The 18575-nt window shown below is 69.4% G+C and carries 14 protein-coding genes and 4 pseudogenes; 9 read left to right on the forward strand and 9 right to left on the reverse strand.

The window, feature by feature from the left end; all coding sequences use genetic code 11:
* Positions 1-260 precede the first annotated feature (260 nt).
* The gene (locus tag ACFXA3_RS10755) at positions 261-1112 is read right to left on the reverse strand and encodes an SDR family oxidoreductase (protein ID WP_385184845.1); all 852 of its coding nucleotides are present in this window, start codon (positions 1110-1112) and stop codon (positions 261-263) included.
* Between the two features lie 103 nt (positions 1113-1215).
* Positions 1216-2097, reverse strand: coding sequence for an SDR family oxidoreductase (locus ACFXA3_RS10760; protein WP_385184848.1), 882 nt, complete (start codon positions 2095-2097; stop codon positions 1216-1218).
* A gap of 86 nt (positions 2098-2183) precedes the next feature.
* On the opposite strand from ACFXA3_RS10760, the gene ACFXA3_RS10765 reads away from it, so the two are divergent.
* Together ACFXA3_RS10765 and ACFXA3_RS10770 are read left to right on the forward strand one after the other, a co-directional pair.
* Complete coding sequence (locus tag ACFXA3_RS10765) at positions 2184-2762, forward strand: TetR/AcrR family transcriptional regulator (protein ID WP_385184850.1); 579 nt, start codon at positions 2184-2186, stop codon at positions 2760-2762.
* Positions 2763-3091: 329 nt separating this feature from the next.
* Positions 3092-3356, forward strand: a pseudogene (locus ACFXA3_RS10770) (Tn3 family transposase); the annotation flags it as partial.
* A 56-nt stretch (positions 3357-3412) separates the two neighbouring features.
* On the opposite strand, the gene ACFXA3_RS10775 reads toward ACFXA3_RS10770, so the two are convergent.
* Positions 3413-4006: a helix-turn-helix domain-containing protein gene (locus ACFXA3_RS10775; RefSeq protein ID WP_385184853.1), complete on the reverse strand. Its 594-nt coding sequence runs from the start codon at positions 4004-4006 to the stop codon at positions 3413-3415.
* A 158-nt stretch (positions 4007-4164) separates the two neighbouring features.
* On the opposite strand from ACFXA3_RS10775, the gene ACFXA3_RS10780 reads away from it, so the two are divergent.
* On the forward strand, positions 4165-5154 hold the full coding sequence (locus ACFXA3_RS10780) for an alpha/beta fold hydrolase (protein WP_385184856.1): 990 nt from the start codon (positions 4165-4167) through the stop codon (positions 5152-5154).
* A gap of 83 nt (positions 5155-5237) precedes the next feature.
* Here the strand turns inward: ACFXA3_RS10780 and ACFXA3_RS10785 are convergent.
* Positions 5238-5914, reverse strand: a pseudogene (locus ACFXA3_RS10785) (site-specific integrase); the annotation flags it as partial.
* Positions 5915-6305: 391 nt separating this feature from the next.
* Between ACFXA3_RS10785 and ACFXA3_RS10790 the strand changes: the two are divergent.
* A complete protein-coding gene (locus ACFXA3_RS10790; RefSeq protein ID WP_385184877.1) occupies positions 6306-8051 on the forward strand; it encodes a DUF4157 domain-containing protein in 1746 nt (581 codons plus the stop codon).
* 365 nt (positions 8052-8416) lie between these two features.
* Here the strand turns inward: ACFXA3_RS10790 and ACFXA3_RS10795 are convergent, their stop codons facing one another.
* From ACFXA3_RS10795 to ACFXA3_RS10810, 4 genes and pseudogenes are all read right to left on the reverse strand, one after another.
* Complete coding sequence (locus tag ACFXA3_RS10795) at positions 8417-9019, reverse strand: IPT/TIG domain-containing protein (protein WP_385184859.1); 603 nt, start codon at positions 9017-9019, stop codon at positions 8417-8419.
* Between the two features lie 307 nt (positions 9020-9326).
* Positions 9327-9971 carry a LysE family translocator gene (locus ACFXA3_RS10800; RefSeq protein WP_385184860.1) on the reverse strand — a complete coding sequence of 215 codons (645 nt, stop codon included), beginning with the start codon at positions 9969-9971 and terminating at the stop codon, positions 9327-9329.
* Positions 9972-10723: 752 nt separating this feature from the next.
* Entirely contained in the window at positions 10724-10993 is a 270-nt protein-coding gene (locus tag ACFXA3_RS10805) for a hypothetical protein (protein ID WP_385184881.1), read from the reverse strand.
* A gap of 466 nt (positions 10994-11459) precedes the next feature.
* Positions 11460-11768 (reverse strand): annotated as a pseudogene (locus ACFXA3_RS10810) (pyridoxamine 5'-phosphate oxidase family protein); the annotation flags it as partial.
* A gap of 552 nt (positions 11769-12320) precedes the next feature.
* Here ACFXA3_RS10810 and ACFXA3_RS10815 point away from each other — a divergent pair.
* From ACFXA3_RS10815 to ACFXA3_RS10825, 3 genes and pseudogenes are all read left to right on the forward strand, one after another.
* A pseudogene (locus ACFXA3_RS10815) lies at positions 12321-13441 on the forward strand (IS630 family transposase).
* A 474-nt stretch (positions 13442-13915) separates the two neighbouring features.
* A complete protein-coding gene (locus ACFXA3_RS10820) occupies positions 13916-15340 on the forward strand; it encodes a hypothetical protein (protein WP_385184863.1) in 1425 nt (474 codons plus the stop codon).
* Positions 15341-15344: 4 nt separating this feature from the next.
* Positions 15345-15734, forward strand: a complete 390-nt coding sequence (locus ACFXA3_RS10825; protein ID WP_385184866.1) for a hypothetical protein — start codon at positions 15345-15347, stop codon at positions 15732-15734.
* Between the two features lie 307 nt (positions 15735-16041).
* Here the strand turns inward: ACFXA3_RS10825 and tnpA are convergent, their stop codons facing one another.
* Entirely contained in the window at positions 16042-16470 is a 429-nt protein-coding gene (tnpA, locus tag ACFXA3_RS10830) for an IS200/IS605 family transposase (RefSeq protein WP_385184868.1), read from the reverse strand.
* A 22-nt stretch (positions 16471-16492) separates the two neighbouring features.
* Here tnpA and ACFXA3_RS10835 point away from each other — a divergent pair, with 22 nt between their 5' ends.
* Positions 16493-17653: an RNA-guided endonuclease InsQ/TnpB family protein gene (locus ACFXA3_RS10835; protein WP_385184871.1), complete on the forward strand. Its 1161-nt coding sequence runs from the start codon at positions 16493-16495 to the stop codon at positions 17651-17653.
* A 169-nt stretch (positions 17654-17822) separates the two neighbouring features.
* Complete coding sequence (locus tag ACFXA3_RS10840; RefSeq protein ID WP_385184874.1) at positions 17823-18086, forward strand: hypothetical protein; 264 nt, start codon at positions 17823-17825, stop codon at positions 18084-18086.
* Positions 18087-18575: the final 489 nt, after the last annotated feature.

The raw sequence follows: 18575 nt of genomic DNA on the forward strand, positions 1-18575 counted from the left end.
TCTCGCGCGCCCGGGTCGTGTTTGGCCCCCCGGCCGCGGGGGGGGGGGGGGGCGGGGGGGGGCGCGGGGGGGGGGGGGGCGCCCCCCCCCCCCCCCCCCGCCACTCCCCCGGCCCGTTGACCACCCGGCGCTGGCGCCTGGCTGCCGTTGCAGTCCGGAGGGTCCAGTGTCCGGAAGCCCTACCACCGTGGCCAGGGTGGGGGAAACCAGAGTGCCGAGCAGACCGGGCCCGTACAGCTGGTCAGCACGACAAGCTCAGCTCAGCGGAAGTCGTCGGCGTGGTCGACGGCCCACTGGGCGTAGGTGTGTGCCGGAGCGCCGGTGGTCTTTTCTGCGATGACGGAGGTCATGGCCACAACGCCGTCGGCGGCGGCCCACTGGCTCACGATCGCTTCGGCCACGACCGGATGCATGGTTCTGGCGACTTCCGCGCGAGCCTGCTCCTCCGAGATGTGTTCCACCCGGACATGACGTCCGATGGCCTCGCCAATGTGCTCGACCTGGCGTTGCAGGGTCAGGGACTCGGCCCCGTAGATGGTGTAGGCCTGGTGCGAGTGGCCCGGTTCGGTCAGGGCGGTCACCGCCAGCGCCGCGATGTCCTTCTCGTGCACCGGTGCCGACTGTGCGAGTGGGTAGGGAAGGCGGACGACGTTGTCGGTGCGGATAGATTCGGCCCACCAGGTGCGGGTGTTGGTCGCGAATGTCCCCGGCCTGAGGAACGTCCAGTCCATGCCGGACCGTTGGACGGCCTGCTCGATCGAGCGGTTCAGGCGGGCGACCGGGTGGTCGGCGTCGGGGTCCAGGACGACCGACACCGACGAGAGCAGAACCACCTGCCGGATCCCCGCAGCTGCGGCCGCCGCAGCGACCTTCTCGATGTCGTAGGGCTTCTGGGGGTTGAGCATTCCGTACAGGAACACCTTGTCGGCACCGTCGAATGCTGCGGGCAGCGTCTCGGGACGCTCCAGGTCCGCGACGACTGCTTCGCACCCAGGCGCCAAGCCCGCGGCTGGGGTCCTGATGACTGCTCTGACCTGCTCACCGGCGACCAGCAGACCATCGGCCACGTGACGACCGACGTTACCGCGAGCGCCGAAGACAACTGACACCATGAGGGAACCTCCTGCTAGTTGTGGACATGAATTGCCGCATTGGCACGGGTGGTGCGAGACGTGTCGCAGCCACGCGGGTGGCGGACCGAGCGTCGGTCGCCGATCAGGGCCGGATGTTCTCCAGGTCCTCCAGAAGGCCGGGGTGCTTCGGCTCCCAGCCGAGCGCCTGCCGGGTGCGGGTGCTGGACGAGGGCTGGTCGGCCTTGAAGATCGGGCCGAGCACGCCGTAGGCCTCCTCCGGCACCGACTCGACCGGCAGGCCCAGCCGTCGGCCGATGACGGCCGCGATGTCCCGTACCTGGTCCCCTTCGTCGGCCACGGCGTGCCAGGCGGTACCGGCCTCCGCCTGCTCCAGGGCCAGCCGGAAGAGGACGGCCGCGTCGAGCGCGTGGACGGCGGGCCAGCGCTGTGTGCCGTCGCCGGGGTAGCCGGAGATCCTGCTCTGGCGTGCGATGTTGGTCAGCAGACCGGCAAACCCGCCCGTGCCCTCGTTGTGAACCGTGCGCGGCAAACGTACGGACGTGCTCCGGACCCCGCGCGAAGCCAGGCCCAGGACCGCTGTGACCGTACGACTGCGGCCGCCGACCGGCCCGTCGGTCGGCACCGGGTCGGCCTCGGTGGAGGCACGGCCCGCTATCCAGGGCGTACCCGAGACGGCGACCAGGGGACGGTTGCTGCCGACGAGCTCCTCGCCGAGGGTGGTGAGGGCGGCGGTCTCCTCGGCGACGTTCCGGGCGAGGGCCTCGGGGCTGCTGAAGTCGTTGCCGAAGGCCAGGTGGATCACCCCGTCGGCCTGGGCGGCGCCGGAGCGCAGGACGTCCAGATCGGCGAGGCCTCCCCGCAGCGGCTCGGCGCCGGCTGCCTCGGCGGCCCGTGCGGAGGCGTCGGAGCGGGCGAGCGCGAGGACGGTGTGGCCTGTGCCGAGGAGTTCGGCGATGACGGCGGAACCGATCAGACCGGTGCCACCGGTGACGAAGACGCGCATGGAAACCCTCCCGGATGTGATGGGACTCTTGTCCCATCACTCTAGCAGGGTGACGGGACAAGAGTCCCATCACATATACTGAACCCATGGGTCGATGGGAACCAGGTGCACGTGAACGCCTCGTCGTGGCTGCGGTCGACCTGTTCACGGAGCAGGGGTACGACGCCACGACGGTCGCGCAGATCGCCGAGCGCGCCGGGGTCACCAAGAGCACCTTCTTCCGGCACTTCCCCGACAAGCGCGAGCTGCTGGTCGCCGGGCAGGAGACGCTGAGCCGGCTGCTGGCCGAAGGGATCGCCGACGCGCCCGACGACGCCAGCCCGCTTGAGGCAGTCGCCGCCGGACTCGGGCGCGCCGCGACCGCGATGGGCCCCGGAAGTCGCGAGCTCGCGCCCCGCCTGAAGGCGGCCGTCGCCGCCAGCGCCGAGCTTCAAGAGCGTGACACCCTCAAGACCGTCAGTCTCGCAGCCGCGATGACAACCGCTCTTGTGTCCCGCGGCGTACCCGATCCGACTGCGGCTCTCGCGGGCGAGCTGGGCGTCCTCGCTTTCAAACGGGGGTACGCCAAATGGGCCGAGGACGACCGTGGCGCCGATGACGAGCTCGCCGGCTACACCCTGGCGGCCCTGGACGAACTGCGTGCGGCGAGCGCATCGCTCGGCTGACCGGACGAACACCGTCCATCGCTGGTGAGGTGGATGAGAAGCAGACCACAGAGCTCTTCGAGTTCGCCGGCCTGATCTTGACTGTGGGCCGCCATATCCAGGCGTCCAAGGAGGCCGCAGCCGATTCCGGAACGCCGCTGCGAGGAGCCCTGCACCCCGCAGTCGCCGCCCGCCTCCCGGGAAGCCCGGCCCGCCGGAACCTCTGGTCGGCCAGACCCCGGAGACGCGGCGAGAAGTCGTAGCCGAGCATCGGGCGCCCGCCCGAACACGATGTCAAAGTAAGGAGCGTTGTCGACCCGGTCTCGGCAACCCGCTCGCTTAACGCATTTGTCTTTCGCAGCCGCCACGGGCAGCTCTACCCGCGCTAGTGGACGGCATGGAGGACCAGATCGGGGTGCTGGGGCTGGTGCTCAACGCTCTCCGGCTGTTCAACACGCGTACGTGGACGCTGCGGTGAAGCAGCTGTGGATGGACGGTTTCGACGTCCGTGACGGGGACGTGGCTCGCCCCTCCCCGTTCGTGCGGCACCGCACCAACATGCTCCAGCTCCCTGACCTGCCCGGCGGCCTGCGACCACCGCGTGATCCGGACGCCCGCCGAAGCGTGAAGCCGCAGGCAACGTCGCGGGGGCCCGGATGCTGCGCTCCGCACTACCGGGGCCATCGGTCGGGGGCTGGGGTGCGCGATCGCAGGCGCTCCCCCTGCGGCCCGAACATGATCAGGTATTCGACCGGTCCACCGGGGCTGGCGTTCGCGACTCCGTGGGCGGTGCGGGTGTCGAACTCGGCCACGTCGCCGGCGCTCAGCACGAGGTCCTGCTCGCCGAGCGCCAGCCACAGCCGCCCGTACAGGACGCACAGCCATTCGTACCCGTCATGGGAGACCTGCTGCGGCCGCGCCGGCGGCGCGTCGAGGGCGGGCAGGACGTGCTTGTGGGCGTGCAGGCCCCCGACGTACCGGGTCAGCGGCAGCACCGCCTTGTCGCTGCCGGAACGCTGCGGCACCTGGGCGCGCGGTCCGGCCGCCGCGGCGGGTGCGGTGCCGGCCAGCTCGTCCAGGGAGACGTCGTACGCCTTCGCGAGCTGCAGCAGCACCTCCAGGGTGGGCTTGCGCCGGCCGGTCTCGATCCGCGACAGCGTGCTCAGCGAGATGCCGGTCGCGCGGCTGACACCGGTGAGCGTGGCGCCGTGCTGCTCGCGCGCGGCCCGCAGCCGGGGGCCCATGGCCGCCAGCTTGTCGGCCATGCCGTCGTCCGTCACCGTCGCCCCGCCCCCTCCGGCCGTGCCGCCTCCACCGCCCTGTCCTGCCAGTTTGCCAGGATGGCAAGAGTGCTCGCGTCGCGCGGCCGCCGCGCCGCATGATCGGTGGGTAACCGCGACCGCCCGTGAACCGAGGAGAAGCGATGCACCAGCCCGCGCCGTCCGCCGACCTGCGCCACCGCACCATCGAGGCACCCGCTGGGCGCCTGCACCTGGTCGAGCAGGGCACCGGACCGCTCGTCCTGCTCGTCCACGGCTTCCCCGAGTCCTGGTACTCCTGGCGTCGCCAACTCCCGGCCCTCGCGGCGGCGGGGTACCGGGCCGTGGCGCTCGATGTGCGCGGCTACGGCCGCTCCTCCAAGCCGGCCGCGACGGATGCCTACCGGATGCTCGACCTGGTGGAGGACAACGTCGCCCTGGTGCGCGCCCTGGGCGAGGAAAGGGCGGTGGTCGTCGGGCACGACTGGGGCTCCGGCATCGCGGCGGCTTCCGCCCTGCTCCACCCCGAGGTCTTCCGCGCCGTCGGACTCCTGAGCGTCCCCTACGCGCCACCCGGCGGCCCCCGCCCCACCGACGTCTTCGCGCAGATGGGCGGCGACGAGGAGTTCTACGTCTCGTACTTCCAGGAGCCCGGCCGGGCCGAAGCGGAGATGGAGCCCGACCTCCGGGGCTGGCTCGCGGGCTTCTACGCGGCCATGTCCGCCGACACCATGCCCGCCCAGGGCGAGCCCGACCCGCACTTCGTGGCCCGCACCGGCGGCCGACTGCGCGACCGCTTCCCCGGCGGCAAGCTGCCCGCCTGGCTGACCGAGGACGACCTCGACGTGTACGCCGGGGAGTTCGAGCGCACCGGCATGACCGGGGCCCTCAACCGCTACCGCAACATGGACCGCGACTGGGAGGACCTCGCCCGGTATGGCGGAGCCCCGATCAAGCAGCCGTCCCTGTTCATCGGCGGCGCCCTGGACGCCTCCACGACCTGGATGGCCGACGCGATCGACGCCTACCCCGTCACCCTCCCCGCCCTGGCCTCCACCCACATCCTGGACGGCTGCGGGCACTGGATCCAGCAGGAGCGTCCCGAGGAGGTCAACCGCCTGCTGACCGCCTGGCTCGCCTCCCTCCAGGACTGAATCGGCGGCTGTGCCGGCCGGCCTCCGTCGCCAGAGAACCCCGGTCGGCACGCCCGAGGGCCGCGCCCGAACCTCACGCCCCGCTCAGCGCCGCGCGTGGTCGGTGAAGAGTCCCGCCACTCGTACAGGCCCCAGCCGGTGCCCGGCCGGGCCAGCGCGGTGTACTGGTCGAGCAGCGCGCGGGCCTGGCCGTAGGACCAGCGGGCCAGGCCAGTGTCGGGGCAGACGTCCCGGGCGGAGAGTACCTTGCCGGGACCGGGGCGGCGGTGGGTGACGAAGACCGGCCCGCGCGTGCGGCCCTTGAGCAGACCGGGCAGGAACCGGGCGGCACCAGCGTCCCAGAACACCGTCTCCAGCACGAAGTCGGCGCGGGTGACGCCGCGGCGGCGCACCTTGGGCTGTGCGCCCTCGGCCTTCACCGGGCAGCGGCGGCCGGCCAGGTCCAGGTCCTCGATGTCGACGTCCAAAGCCTCCTCCGAGTGGACGCACGTCTCGTAGAGCATCCGCCACAGCGCCTTCTCCCGCAGGGGACGTCGCGGCGGGCGATCAGCCGGTCGATCGCCATCTTCGAGCGCACCGGGGCATCCGAGTCTGGCATCGCCAACCCCTTCGCCCACACCGGCACGCTCGGCCCGTCGTGGCCGCGCTCGGAGCATCAGCCGGTCCAGGACAGCACCGCGCCCCGACGGGCGTTCCAGGTGTGCACCGCCGAGCTGCCCCACAGCAGCACCAGCGCCTCGCCGATCTCGTCGTCCACCACCCGCTCGTCCCGGGTGCCTTCCGAGACCGGATTGACGCAGGGGGGATGCCTGCGCCGCACAGTGCTGCTCCGCGACGGCCGGCGAGTCTCCACGCTCTTCAGCAGCCTCGAAGGGGAACGGCGCTCAGCCTGCGAGTCGTGCGTGCCGATGATCGCGTCGGCGGGGCCTTCGCGCGCCCGATGGCAGTTCCCACCGCCCTCATGGCCATACAGCCGGTCCGTCTGCCCCCGAAGGTGCCCCCGTGGCCCTGCCCGGTCCGGATGTACCGGAGGAGAGTGCCGTACTGACGTGGATCCACCGTCGAGGGGAGCACTCGTGCGCGCGCAGGACAACGGCAAGGAGCAGAACCGCGGCAACGGACCCGCGGGGCAGCAAACCCGGCCGTCGCAGGTGCCCGGGTGGGCGGCCGGTGTCCTCTCACTCCAGCGGCTGGCCGGAAACGCGGCCGTCTCGCGCGCGGTCGAGGAAACCCGACACCAGCACGGTCCCGGGTGCGGACACGCGGACACCTCACTGCAGCGCCGAGCGGAATCCGACCTGCACGAGCACGGTCCGGAATGCCGCCACGGGGAGACGCCCGTGCAGCGACGGGTGTCGCCGGGCGATGCGATCGCCACCCCCGGCAAGCCACTGCCCGCGCGCATCGTTGAACGCATGGAACAGGCATACCCCATGACGTTCGGTCACGTCCGTCTCCATGACGGTCCTGTCGCGCAGCGCTCGGCAGCCGACCACGGAGCCGTGGCGTACACCACCGGCTCACACATCGTCAGCGGCCGGTCGAACCTCGACGACGAGACCATGTTCCACGAAGCCGGACACGTCTGGCAGCAGGCCATGGGCAAGGTGGCCGGCACCGACGACGGGACCGGGACGCAGGTCTCCAGCCCCGGCGACCCCTTCGAGGTACAGGCCGCCGAGAACGGCCGGCGGATGGCGCGGGGACAGACTCCCGACCTGACGCTGCCCGGCGCCCCCGCCGCCGGCGGCGGCGGCGTCCAGCGCGCTGCCGAGGCACCGACCGAGCACGTCCAGCGGGCGCCCGGCAACGCCCAGGCCCCAGCCCCGGCTCCGGCTCCGGCTCCGGCTCAGCCGCAGGTCGGGCTGCCTCCGGACCTCAACGCCGCGCTCGGCAGGGAGATCCCGGACTACTGGAACGACCTTCAGTGGACTGACAGCGGGCGGGGCTTCCACACGGCCGCCCTGCCCCGCGGTCACCGTATGTGGAACGCGATCGAGAGCTACGCCCGGCTCTCCCAGGAACGCGCACCCGTCACTGCGCCGAAGGGCGAGGCGACCCGGATGGCAGAGTCCCGGAAGCGACTCGCCGACCCGGCGATCACCGACGAGCAGCGCGCGTCCCACACCCGCCGGCTCCAGGAGGGCAAGCCCGGCGGTCCGCCTCCGCCCAGCAGCGCCCTCATGGACATCGTGGAGATCGTCGTCTGCGCCAACCCCACGCTTTGGGAGAAGTACACGACCAACCGACAGCTGTACCACCAGTCGCTGATCTCGCACGACAAGCAGGGACTGGAGGCCTCGGGGAAGGACCGCAGCGAGCGGATCCCGTGGTCCACCGGGAGCCGGCCCGACCTCGGCGGTGTGGCGTCGACCTCGATCCAGCCCGGCTACCAGCGCCCCGACCGGTTGCCGCCGGCCGTGCCCCAGGACGCCGGGGAGGCGTTCGTCTGGCACGGCACCGGCACCGGCATCATGGACCTGATCGACGAGGGCGGGCCCGCGCCGGAGAAGGGCCGGAACAAGGGCACCGCGGCCAAGCCCCAGTACGGTGTGCTGGGTCAGGGCGTCTATGTCGCCGACAACGCCTCCAAGGCGCAGACGTACTTCGCCTGTCCCCAGTGCGAGGACCCCCAGTGCACGGACGCGACGCACCCGCCCCGGCAGCTGATGCTGATGCGCGGCCTCATAGGTTCACCCGACTTCGCGCACCTGGGGCACAACAGGCGGGCCGAGGATCACAAGGTGATGAAGGACGGCCGCACCTCCGTGGTGAGCCCCGGCCTCAAGAAGCATCCGACCCGGTTGGGTGCGACGGGGACCAACGAGTTCCTCATCAAGGACAGATCATTGCTCTACCCGGAGATCCGCGTCCACTACCGGCGGCCCGCGACGTGACGTACGGACCCGGACCGGCCGCTCCTGGACGGACAGGACAGGTCCTCAACGGGATCCCGTGGAAGCTGTCCGCGGAAGGCTGCATGGCAGGATCTGCCTGAACGTCATGGATCTTGGAAGACGGTCTGTGAACGGGTTCCGCCCAGGGCCGCGGACGGGACCCGGCACCGGCCCCCGGCCCACGTGCAGCAGCGGTCGGACGCAATCGGCGAGGTCGACTGGTCGATCGTCCGCCGTGCCGGTCGCAGTGGTGGTCGGCAGTAGGCGAGGTGGGGCGAACGTCGCATCCTCGCCGTCGGATGAGGCGTTCCCGCTGGTCGTCCATGCCCGTCGCCCGGGAGGGGGCTCGGGCGGCGCGATCCGGGTCAAGGCTGGTGCCGCTCCAGGTAGGTGAACTCGTCCGCCGGACTCGTGGGCGACGACCAGCCGTTCGAGAGGGCGGTGATGCTGACCGTCGCGGACTTGCCGACGGCGATGGTCGGCTTCGGTGCCGTCACGATCAGCTGCTCGGTGCCGTACTCGACGGGCTCGGCGAGGTTGTCGCCGAAGTAGACCTGGGAGTCGTGACCGAAGTAGATGCCGCTGAACTGGACTTGGTCGTCGGCCCGGCCGCTGTCCGGGCTGATGCCGGTGACCAGGACGGCGGCGGACCCACCGTAGGCGAACTGGCCACTCGGAACGGCCGGGGAGGTGCCAAGACTGCTGGTGACCCGGATGTCGACCACGCCGACGCCCTCGGGCGCCCAGCCGATCGTCACGTCGTCGCGCATGACGTAGTTCCTGGTGCTCGGCACCGTGCCGAAGTCGACCACGACACCCTGATCGAACCCGCTGCCGATGATCTCGATGGGGGCGCCGGCCGCACCGACGGAGGTGACGAGGGTCACCACCGGACCCGACTGCACGTCAGGCGCGCCGAGGAGGCCCAGGCAAGTGGAGTTCCCGTGCTGGAAGGCCACCTGCCCCATGAATTCTTGGGTCGACTGCTTCGCGACGTTCGGGTCGTAGGGGTGGTAGGTGTTGTTCAGTTCCGCGCCTCGATCGCGACATGTGGCATGACGCCGCCGAGCCGCGAAACTGGGTGCCCGATCCGTGAGAGATGCTGCGGCGATCATCCCGCTCCTGGCGTTCGTCGCCTCATCACAGCCCTGGGCGTGGTGCGTGTGCCCGCTACACCACGGCAGCGGCGAAGGCCGCATGATCCGGGCAGGGGGACAAGAGGGGTCCCGAGCAGGAAAGACTCCGCTGCCAGTGGAGCGCCATCCGACAAGAGGCTCAGGCCGAGACAGGCGTACGGGACAAGGCTGTGCGCAGTGCGAAAACACCGAGCAAGCCGCCTGCCGCGAACCGCTGAGCGGCCATCACGCGAGGCCGGGCAGCGAGGAACCCCGACATCCGTGCTGCGCCCAGCATGACCAGTGCATTCACGGAGAGTCCCACGATGATCTGCACACCACCGAGCTGCAGCAGTTGTGCCCAGGACGGACCCGCCTGGGGTTCCATGAACTGGGGAAGAAGAGCGGCGTACATGAGAGCGATCTTGGGGTTGAGCAGGTTGGTCACGAGCCCCATCGAGAACAGGCGGGCGTCGGAGACGGGAGGCAGGTCCTGAGCCGGGGCGAAGGGTGAGCGACCACCGGGCTTGAGCATGTTCCACGCCAGGTAGGCCAGGTACGCGGCCCCGGCGAGCTTGACCACCATGAAGGCCAGCGGCACGGCGGCGAACAACACGGACAGGCCTGCGGCGGCGGCCAGCAGGTAGAACACGAATCCCACCGCGGTTCCACTCAGGCTGACCAGACCCGCTCTGCGGCCTTGCGTGATCGCGCGGGAGGCGAGGTGGATCATGTTCGGGCCCGGGGTCAGAGCCATGCCCAATTCGACCAGGGCCACTCCCCCCAGTGCGGCCAGACTGATCACTCTCAACTCCCGATCTTCTGCCGGATACCCAGTACTCGGCGTGGATGCGACGGACGGCTGCGACGCGTCGGCACTACCTGCGTCGCCTGCCTCAGGATACGGCCCTGCCATTCGATGTCTCCGTGCCCCCTGACTCCAGCCGGTCAGAGGACTTCGGGTGGCCGGCCGGACGGGACCAGGTCGGCTACTCGCGACGTGTGGGAGCCGCCGCACACCTGGCCGCGGCAAGCCCCAGGATGTACTCAACGCAGCATACGCATGACGGTGGTAGCGCCACGAATGCCTGCTGGTCGGCGGAAGTTTCGGGGCACTCTCGCGAGCCGCCTGGCATCGTATGAATCGTGGCTCCGACAGACGGCACATCCGAACCCGACAGCCCTTGGCGACACCAGCAGGCGGGGGATGTCGTCCTGCGGGTCGGACACGCGCATCGTCGGTACCGTGCGTGGTTGCGCGTTCGGTCAGTGCGCTGGTGGGTCTGGGCCGCCGACGAGAGGGAGCGGGCCGGGCAGACGTCGCGGCCCACTGCCGGGGCCCGGCGACCACGACACCTCCACCACTACCGCCCGCTCCCGGCCCGCCGGTTCAGTGATGAGGGGAGCGCATCACGTGCCGCATACGGGCCGCGCCGCTGGGATCCGGGGTGTGGTCACGGGCGACCCGACGGCCGATGACCCCCAGCGCGCCGATACACCGGACGACCAGCACGCGCACGGCGGGCCGCCCCCGGCCCCCGGAGGGGTCCGGCGCCCTCACCTGCGCCCCCGAAGCTCCGCCTCGGCCGCCAGCTCCCGGAATCGATCCCACTGCACCTTCGGTCGACGCAGACCCCGGCGCTCCAGGTACCGGTCGGTGGAGCGCCTGGTGCGGCGCAGGACCCGAAGCGCGTCGCGCGTCTTCCCCGAGCCCATCGGCTCCACCACGGTCGACGCCACCAGGGTCCAGCCGGCATCCGTCTGCCGGAGGTCCCCGCGGACGAGCGCGTTGTACATGCCGTTGAGGAGCTCGTCGTGACGGTGCACCAGGTGCGGCCGGACCCGGTGCGGGAGTGCAGTCGGAGGGAACCTCCACGAGGTAGCCGTCCGCGGTCGGCGTCGGCACCGTACGGGCGAGCACCGGTGCTCCGGAGGGGTCCCGTGCCGACAGCACCGCCGTGGGGAAGCGACCCAGCTGCGCGGCTCCGGGCAGCGGGTGCCCCGCGGTGTCCGTCCTGGTCACGGGCACTGGTGCGCCCTGCTGCAGCGCGCTCAGCGGTGGCCGTACCGTCACCTGCTCGGGCTCGACGGTGATGAGCAGCCGCAGGTAGTACCAGGACATCATCGGCCTCATGGGGGCCGAGAGGTACGAGCGGCTGTGCGGCTGCCGCTCGAAGAGCGTCCGCCGGTACTCCTCCGCCCCGCGCGGCCCGGTCATGATCTGATCGGGGCATTCGGCCCGGCCGGCCACGAAGAGCTGCGGAGCCGGATCGACTCCGCTGCCCGTCGGATCCGAGAAGAGCAGGGCGACGCGGCCGTCGCGGCGCACGTTCAGCGCCTTCTGTGAGAAGGCGAGGGACATGGTCAGCAGAAGGGTGCCGTCCTCGCGCCGCGCCACAGCCGTCGGCCAGGCAAGGGGGGTCCCGTCCTTGGCCAGGGTGGCGAACTCGCAGGTGCGGTAGGCGTCCAGGACGTCGAGGGGAGCCCGGTCGAGTACGGTCATCGGCTCGTCCCGCCGTCGAGCGGGGCCAGAGGGGAACGCAAGGAGGGGGCGGGCCACGGGGCTGGCTCGCCGCCGGGGGCACGGTGGACCACCACCCATGCGTGGCTGCGGGGGCGTACGGAGGAACTGCTGGGTGTCACGCTCTGGCTCCAGTGATCACATGCGGGCAACGGACGCCCCAAGGTGCCTGCCACCACTTGGCGTTGGCTTGGCGGACGGCTCGCGGTGCGTGCAAGCCCACTGCAAGCGGCGACACAATCGTGCCGGGCTTCCTCGGAAGCCGAGGTGAGAACAACGGCGGTGCCCTGGGGAACCCCACCCCAACGGGACCGTGTCCGCCCGCCTCCTCGCGACCCGCGGCGCGTCACCCTCCGGGGACCGTGTCCTCGAACTTGCGCGGCCTTCGGTGTCCCGAGGTACGCCCGACGCCTGCGAGCTGGGCTCGGTCGACGCATGGCACCCACGGGTGCGAGCGCACCACACGCGGCGTGGCTCGGTCGCCCCGAGCCCGGGAGCCGGCGGCCGAGGCGCCGGTCTACTGGTGGGGCCCACACTTTCAGCAAGATCTAGTGCTGACCGCATGGGTTCGCCGGGTTGGCGGTCGTGGCGGTTGGATGTGAGGTGATGCCCGATCCGACCGCTGGAGGTGCGGTGGCTGAGCCTGTCCGTGTGCGCAGACTGGCCGACCAGGAGGGGCAGAAGCTGGAGCAGATCGTGCGCCGGGGTAGTACGAGTTCGGTGCGCTACCGGCGGGCGATGATGCTGCTGGCCTCGGCCGGCGGGAACCGGGTGCCGGTGATCGCCCAGCTGGTGCATGCCGACGAGGACACCGTCCGGGACGTGATCCACCAGTTCAACGAGATCGGCCTGACCTGCCTGGACCCGCGATGGGCGGGAGGCCGTCCCCGCCTACTCAACACTGACGACGAGGACTTCGTCATTCGGACGGCCACCACCCGCCCGACCAAGCTTGGCCAGCCCTTCACCCGCTGGTCACTACGCAAACTCGCCGCCTACCTGCGCAAAGTCCACGGCCGGACCACCGCATAGGCCGCGAGGCATTACGCCGCCTCCTCGCCCGCCGCGGCGTCACCTTCCAGCGCACCAAGACGTGGAAAGACTCACCTGACCCAGACCGCGAGGCGAAGCTGGACCGGATCGAGGAGGTCCTGGACCGCTTCCCGGACCGGGTTTTCGCCTTCGATGAGTTCAGCCCGCTCGGGATCCGGCCCACCGCGGGCTCGGGCTGGGCCGGCCAGGGGCATCCCGACCGGCTGCCCGCCACCTACCACCGCACCCACGGGGTCCGCTATTTCCACGGCTGCTACTCGGTCGGCGACGACCGCGTGTGGGGTGTCAACCGCCGCAGGAAGGGTGCCGCGAACACGCTGGCCGCGCTGAAGTCGATCCGCGCTGCCCGGCCCGACGGAGCACCGATCTACGTGATCCTGGACAACCTGTCCGCCCACAAGGGCACCGACATCCGCCGCTGGGCGATGAGGAACAAGGTCGAGCTGTGCTTCACCCCGACCTACGCCTCCTGGGTGAACCCGATCGAAGCCCACTTCGGACCGCTGAGGCAGTTCACCATCGCCAATTCGAATCACCCGAACCACACCGTCCAGACCCGGGCCCTGCACGCCTACCTGCGGTGGCGCAACGCCAACGCCCGCCACCGCGACGTCCTGGCCGCCGAGCGCAAGGAACGCGCCCGCATCCGCAGCGAGAGAGGCATCCGCTGGGGCGGACGCCCCCTCGCCGCTGCGGCCTGAACAACCTGGCGAACCTATGCGGTCAGCGCACTAGCTACAAGCAGCCGGCCGACTCCGCACCCGGACGGACGACCCCACCGCGCTCTGACCGGCTGCCATCGGTCGAAGACACGGGAAGATTGATACGCGTCATGGAAAATTCAACATATTCAGAATCCCGCAGCGGCTTCCCTCATGGCCAAAGAATGCCGGTCTCTGTGGACCGGAGTAAAATGAACGACCTCTGGGAAATGTAGAGAACCTCGCCTGGCTCCGTCGTCAAATTTTGGACTACCCAGGAGTTCAGGTCGACCCCGCGGTCCACGACCATCGCACCGCGCCAGGTCGTCGCCGCCGAGGATCCAGTCGTTTTAGATCGCTGGGGCAGTAATCATGAATCCCTCCATCGACCCGCACGCCCAGGGACCTGACGGTAGTGGTCCATCTGTTCCTCCGTCACATACGGCGGGAGCGTCGTCCTGGTACGCCTACGACGTGACCCGGTACCTGTGCGCGGCGATGCACACCGACAGCGCACTCGCCCGCGAAGCCGTTTCGCTGGTCCTACACCAACCTCGCCGCGCTGCAGCCTCCTCGCCCGGCCTGGACCTCGCCTGTGTTCTAAGGCACGCCGTGGCTGCGCACCGTCGGCAGCGGCGTCGGGACATCGCGCTCTCGCTCCTCCTGGTTGTCCTGCTCATTGTGTTGGGCGTGCTGGTGTACCAATCATCCAGGTATGCCGTTCTGCCGTCCGCCTACGGAGTGTCCCTGCTCCTGGGCTATTTCATCGCTTGGATCATTGTGGCTGTCGAAATGTTCGACACCCACTACAGGGTGATATCTCGACAGCTGAAGCGGGAAAATTTCAACCCCAGAAATGCTCCGCGGCCTCGGAACAGAAAGGACGCCCAACGGATCGAAGCGATTGAACTCCGAGACCGCGGCAACGTGATGATTTCCTCGGGCTTCGACCCCTTCGTCGGACACGGTGGCACCTATAGCAGTTGGTCGTTCGCGTTGAACACCGCACGACCCGAGACAGGCAAGCAGATTGTCCCGTTCACCATCCACGACCTCAACGAACACATATCGGCCCGCCTCGCCGCTCTCCGGCTACCCGAAATGGAAATTGCCGAGGTGCTTCTGATAAATGGCGGGGACTTGCTGTACGGAATCGACAATCGAACTCGTGCCGAAGTGCTACGAAACCCGGCCGGGCCACCCGCGGCTCATGTCTCGAAGACTCTCTTGCGTGAGCTGCGCGAAGAGGGCACGGCCCGTGCACGGCCCTATCTGGCGATCCGTGTCACCGGCTGGGGCGGCGAGCTGGTCAGCACGTTGTTCTTGAGATGCGCACTGCAGCCCCACAACGAGATAGCGTTCGTCGAGGGCAACAGTTGCCTCCTCACGCCCGTGAACGAAAAGTACAGGGCCGTTGACGTGCGACTGAACTCCCCAACCCTTCGTCAGTGGTTCTCGCTCTTGGGCCTGGCTGCCCTACGCGCCCCGCTCCAGCTGCTCATTGCTCCGCTCTCTTTGCTCGGAGATTTTGCCGCACAGTTCTCCCAGCAGAGTGAACAACGGCGCCAGGCGCGTCGGATCCGCCTAAACTCCTTCAATTACGGTGCTGAGTTCAGTGTCAGGGAGGCAGCGAGCAGCCAGCTCTACTACCGCTACTTCCAGATGCTCGACCGAGAGCTGTACGCCAAGACCGTCGAGCACCGGGTGCTGGACGCTCTGGTGCAGTTCCTGGAGGGTCACAACATAGATTCCAGCGAACTGATCCAGAGGCAGACCACCATCTACAACTCCGGTCTGTTCGCAGGGCGCGACATCTCTGTCACCCGTTCCAGTGTCAAGGTCGGGTCCGGCAGTGGCGCCGGACGGGGCGGAATTCCTCAGCCCGCGAAATCGGGGTAATGACATGTCGGATCACGGCGTAAGCCGCGTCAGCGGCATTCAGGCGGGTCGGGACGTGCGGATCGAGCAGAGCACGGTCGCCGTAGGTCAGTCCACGGCGACCGGCTCTCAGGTTCCACCCGAGTATGCGGCCGCAGTTGCGGAGCTCCGCAGAGCGGCAAACCTGCTGGTCGGCGAGCTCCGCAAGAACGAGGATCAGTACGAGGACGGAGCGGAGCTTGTTGAGGCTGCGGAGCGGGTCGAGGCGGAGCTCGACCGTGACGAACCTCGTTGGAACAGCATCCTGCGGTGGCTCGGCTTCATCGCACCCGGCGTACACGCGACGGCGTCCGTTGCCACCGACGTCGAGGCGATCCAACATGGCGTGACGACTCTTCTCGCAGCCCTGTTCTGACGTCCTGATTCAGAGATCCCGCGGTAGTTCTACGTCTGCGTTCACAGACCGCGGGGGCCGGCCTGAGAACCCCCAGGCCGACTCCTAGTGCTGTGGCCGGAAAGGTTTGCAGGGGCGTCCGGTGCGGTGCATCGCAAGGTGGAGGAACCGCGGCTCGTACTGGACGTACCGCCGCGGTCCGACAACGCGGCGAGGTGCCGTGCCGGGCGTCGCGACACGGTGAACCTTTCCGGTCACACACTAGCGAGGAACCCTGGGCCTTCAGGCCCGGGAGGAATCGCTTCTCTGGACTGCTCTGACCCGCAGCCTAGTTCGGACGTTTCTGCTGCTCGATGTACTCCTTGATGATGTTGAGTGGCGCTCCGCCACACGACGCCGCGAAGTACGACGGAGACCAGAAGTGCGCGCCCCACAGGTATGTGCGGAGGTGGTCGGGGAAGTCCTGCCGGAGCCGGCGTGCGGACACTCCCTTGAGGGAGCCGACCAGCCGGGACAGCGTCGCCTTGGGCGGGTAGTGCACGAGCAGGTGGACGTGGTCGCGTTCGCCGTTGAACTCGACCAGCTCGGTCTCGAAGTCCGTGCACACCGCGCGCATGACTTGTTCGCAGCGCGTGAGGATCTCGTCTGTGAACGGGCCGCGCCGGTATTTGGGTGTGAAGACCAAGTGGGCGTGGAGGGTGTGGACAACGGTTCTACCCCTGCGGATGTTGGAGTTTGGCTCCCAGCGAGGTGACATAGGCCAATGCTGCGATCACGGTATGAAGCTCGTGACGCAGGTGAAGCTGATACCGGAGGCCGACCGGGCCGCCGCGCTGTGCTCCACCCTGCGCACGGTCAACGAGGCCGCGAACTGGGTGTCCGGTGTGGCGTTCGAGCAGGGCGTGCCGCGTGAGTACGAGCTGCGCAAGCACACCTACGCGCAGTTGAAGGCGCGGGGGCTGGGGGCGCAGGCCGCCCAGCACGTCATCAAGAAGACCCGCGACGCCTACACCACCCTCAAGGCCAACATTAAGACCGGGAACTACGGGAAGCCTGGTTCGAAGCGTCGGGCCAAGGTGGAGTCGAAGCCGGTCACGTTCCGGCCCGAAGCCGCGCAGCCGTTCGACGACCGGTGCCTGTCGTGGCAGTACGACGCCCAGGCGGTGTCGATCGGGACGGTGGCGGGCCGGCTGAAGAACATCCGCTTCGCCTGCTCCCCGGACGCCCTGAAGATGCTGCGCGAGCACCGCAAGGGCGAGTCGGACCTGATCGAACGCGACGGCCTGTTCTACCTGGTCGCGGTCTGCGACATTCCGGAGAAGTCGGTCAACGAGAACCCGGCCGGGTTCGTCGGAGTCGACCTTGGGATCGTCAACATCGCCACCGCCTCGACCGGCTACCGGGCGGCCGGCCGGGGTCTGAACCGGCACAGGGCCCGCCAGCTCGAACTCCGCCGCAAGCTCCAGGCCAAGGGCACCAAGTCCGCCGAGCGCCTCCTCAAGAAGCGCTCACGCAAGGAAGCCCGGCACACCGCCAACATCAACCACATCGTCTCGAAGGCGATCGTCACCACCGCTGAACGCACCGGCTCCGGTATCGCACTGGAAGACCTCACGGGCATCCGCAGCCGGGTACGGCTGCGCAAGGACCAGCGGACTTCCCTGCACTCGTGGAGTTTCCACCAGCTCGGCACGTTCCTTGAGTACAAGGCGCGCCGGGCCGGGGTGCCGCTGGTGTACGTCGATCCGGCGTACACCAGCCAGCAGTGCTCCGAGTGCGGCCACATCGACCGGAAGAACCGGGTCGATCAAGCAACGTTCGCGTGCCGGGCCTGCGGGTTCCTTGTGCACGCGGACGACAACGCGTCCCACAACATCGCCCACAAGGGCGTAACCGTGTGGACTGCGGGGCGTGAGTCACGCGTCCCTGCCACCCCATAACGGGGTGTCTGAACGGAGGAGCCAACCCAGCAGCCAGCTGGGCACTACCTCCAAGCCTGGCCCTTCAGGGCCAGGTCAAGTTGACGAATGCTCGCCGCCCGGCGAGCCGTGGGCGGGGTCGCGGGCATAGGCTTGCCGGTGACCCTGCTTACTGGCATCGGGGGCTGATGTGGGAGCGACTCTCCTCGTCGCGGCGATGGTGATCGCGGCTCTGGTCGTCAGAAGCGCCCTCGCCGAGATCAGGGAGCCCGGAAGCGGCCGACGGCAGTGGATGCACATCAGAGACAGTCGCGCGATCTTGGCAGGGACATTCGCCGCTCTCGCCCTCGTCCTGCCGGGCTGGCGACAAGCGGGCGTCGAGGGCGTGGTGTGGGCCGGCCTCGCCGGGTTCCTCGTCGCGTTCGTCATGGGGCAGGGACGTCGTCCGCAGTGACCGAACCACGGAACCCCGGCCCGCGCCACGCGGCGGCCCTCCCCTCTTTGCGTATTCCGAATGCTCCGCCGCGACCTCATGTACCGGATGAGACTGAACGGCCGTTCACGCCGCCTGGCCGCTGCTCGCGCTCGCGTTGCCTGAGGCCGAAATGGTGCCGTCACGGCCCATGCCGGTGACCGCGCCCCGAGTACCGCCGACCGGGTGAACTCGCCAATGACTGGCCAGGGTGCCCACCGTCGCGGAGACGACCCCCAGTGGGCCCGTCGCGGACCGCGACCGTCTCAGCCCGCACGTCTGTCCACCCCAGGCCGAACACCCTCCTCGGCCGCGAAGCGCGGGAGCTGTCGCCCGGTGGGAGCGGGGGGGATCCCCCCACGGGCCCTGTTGCGGCGCGGGACCGTGGCCGACGCTCGCGGTGGCCGTCGAGCCGCAGTCGCAAGCGCGGCAGGAGACCGGCGTGACGCCCGAGGGTGGGCGCCCCCCGAG

The organism is Streptomyces sp. NPDC059456 (assembly GCF_042750055.1).
Lineage (GTDB): Bacteria > Actinomycetota > Actinomycetes > Streptomycetales > Streptomycetaceae > Streptomyces.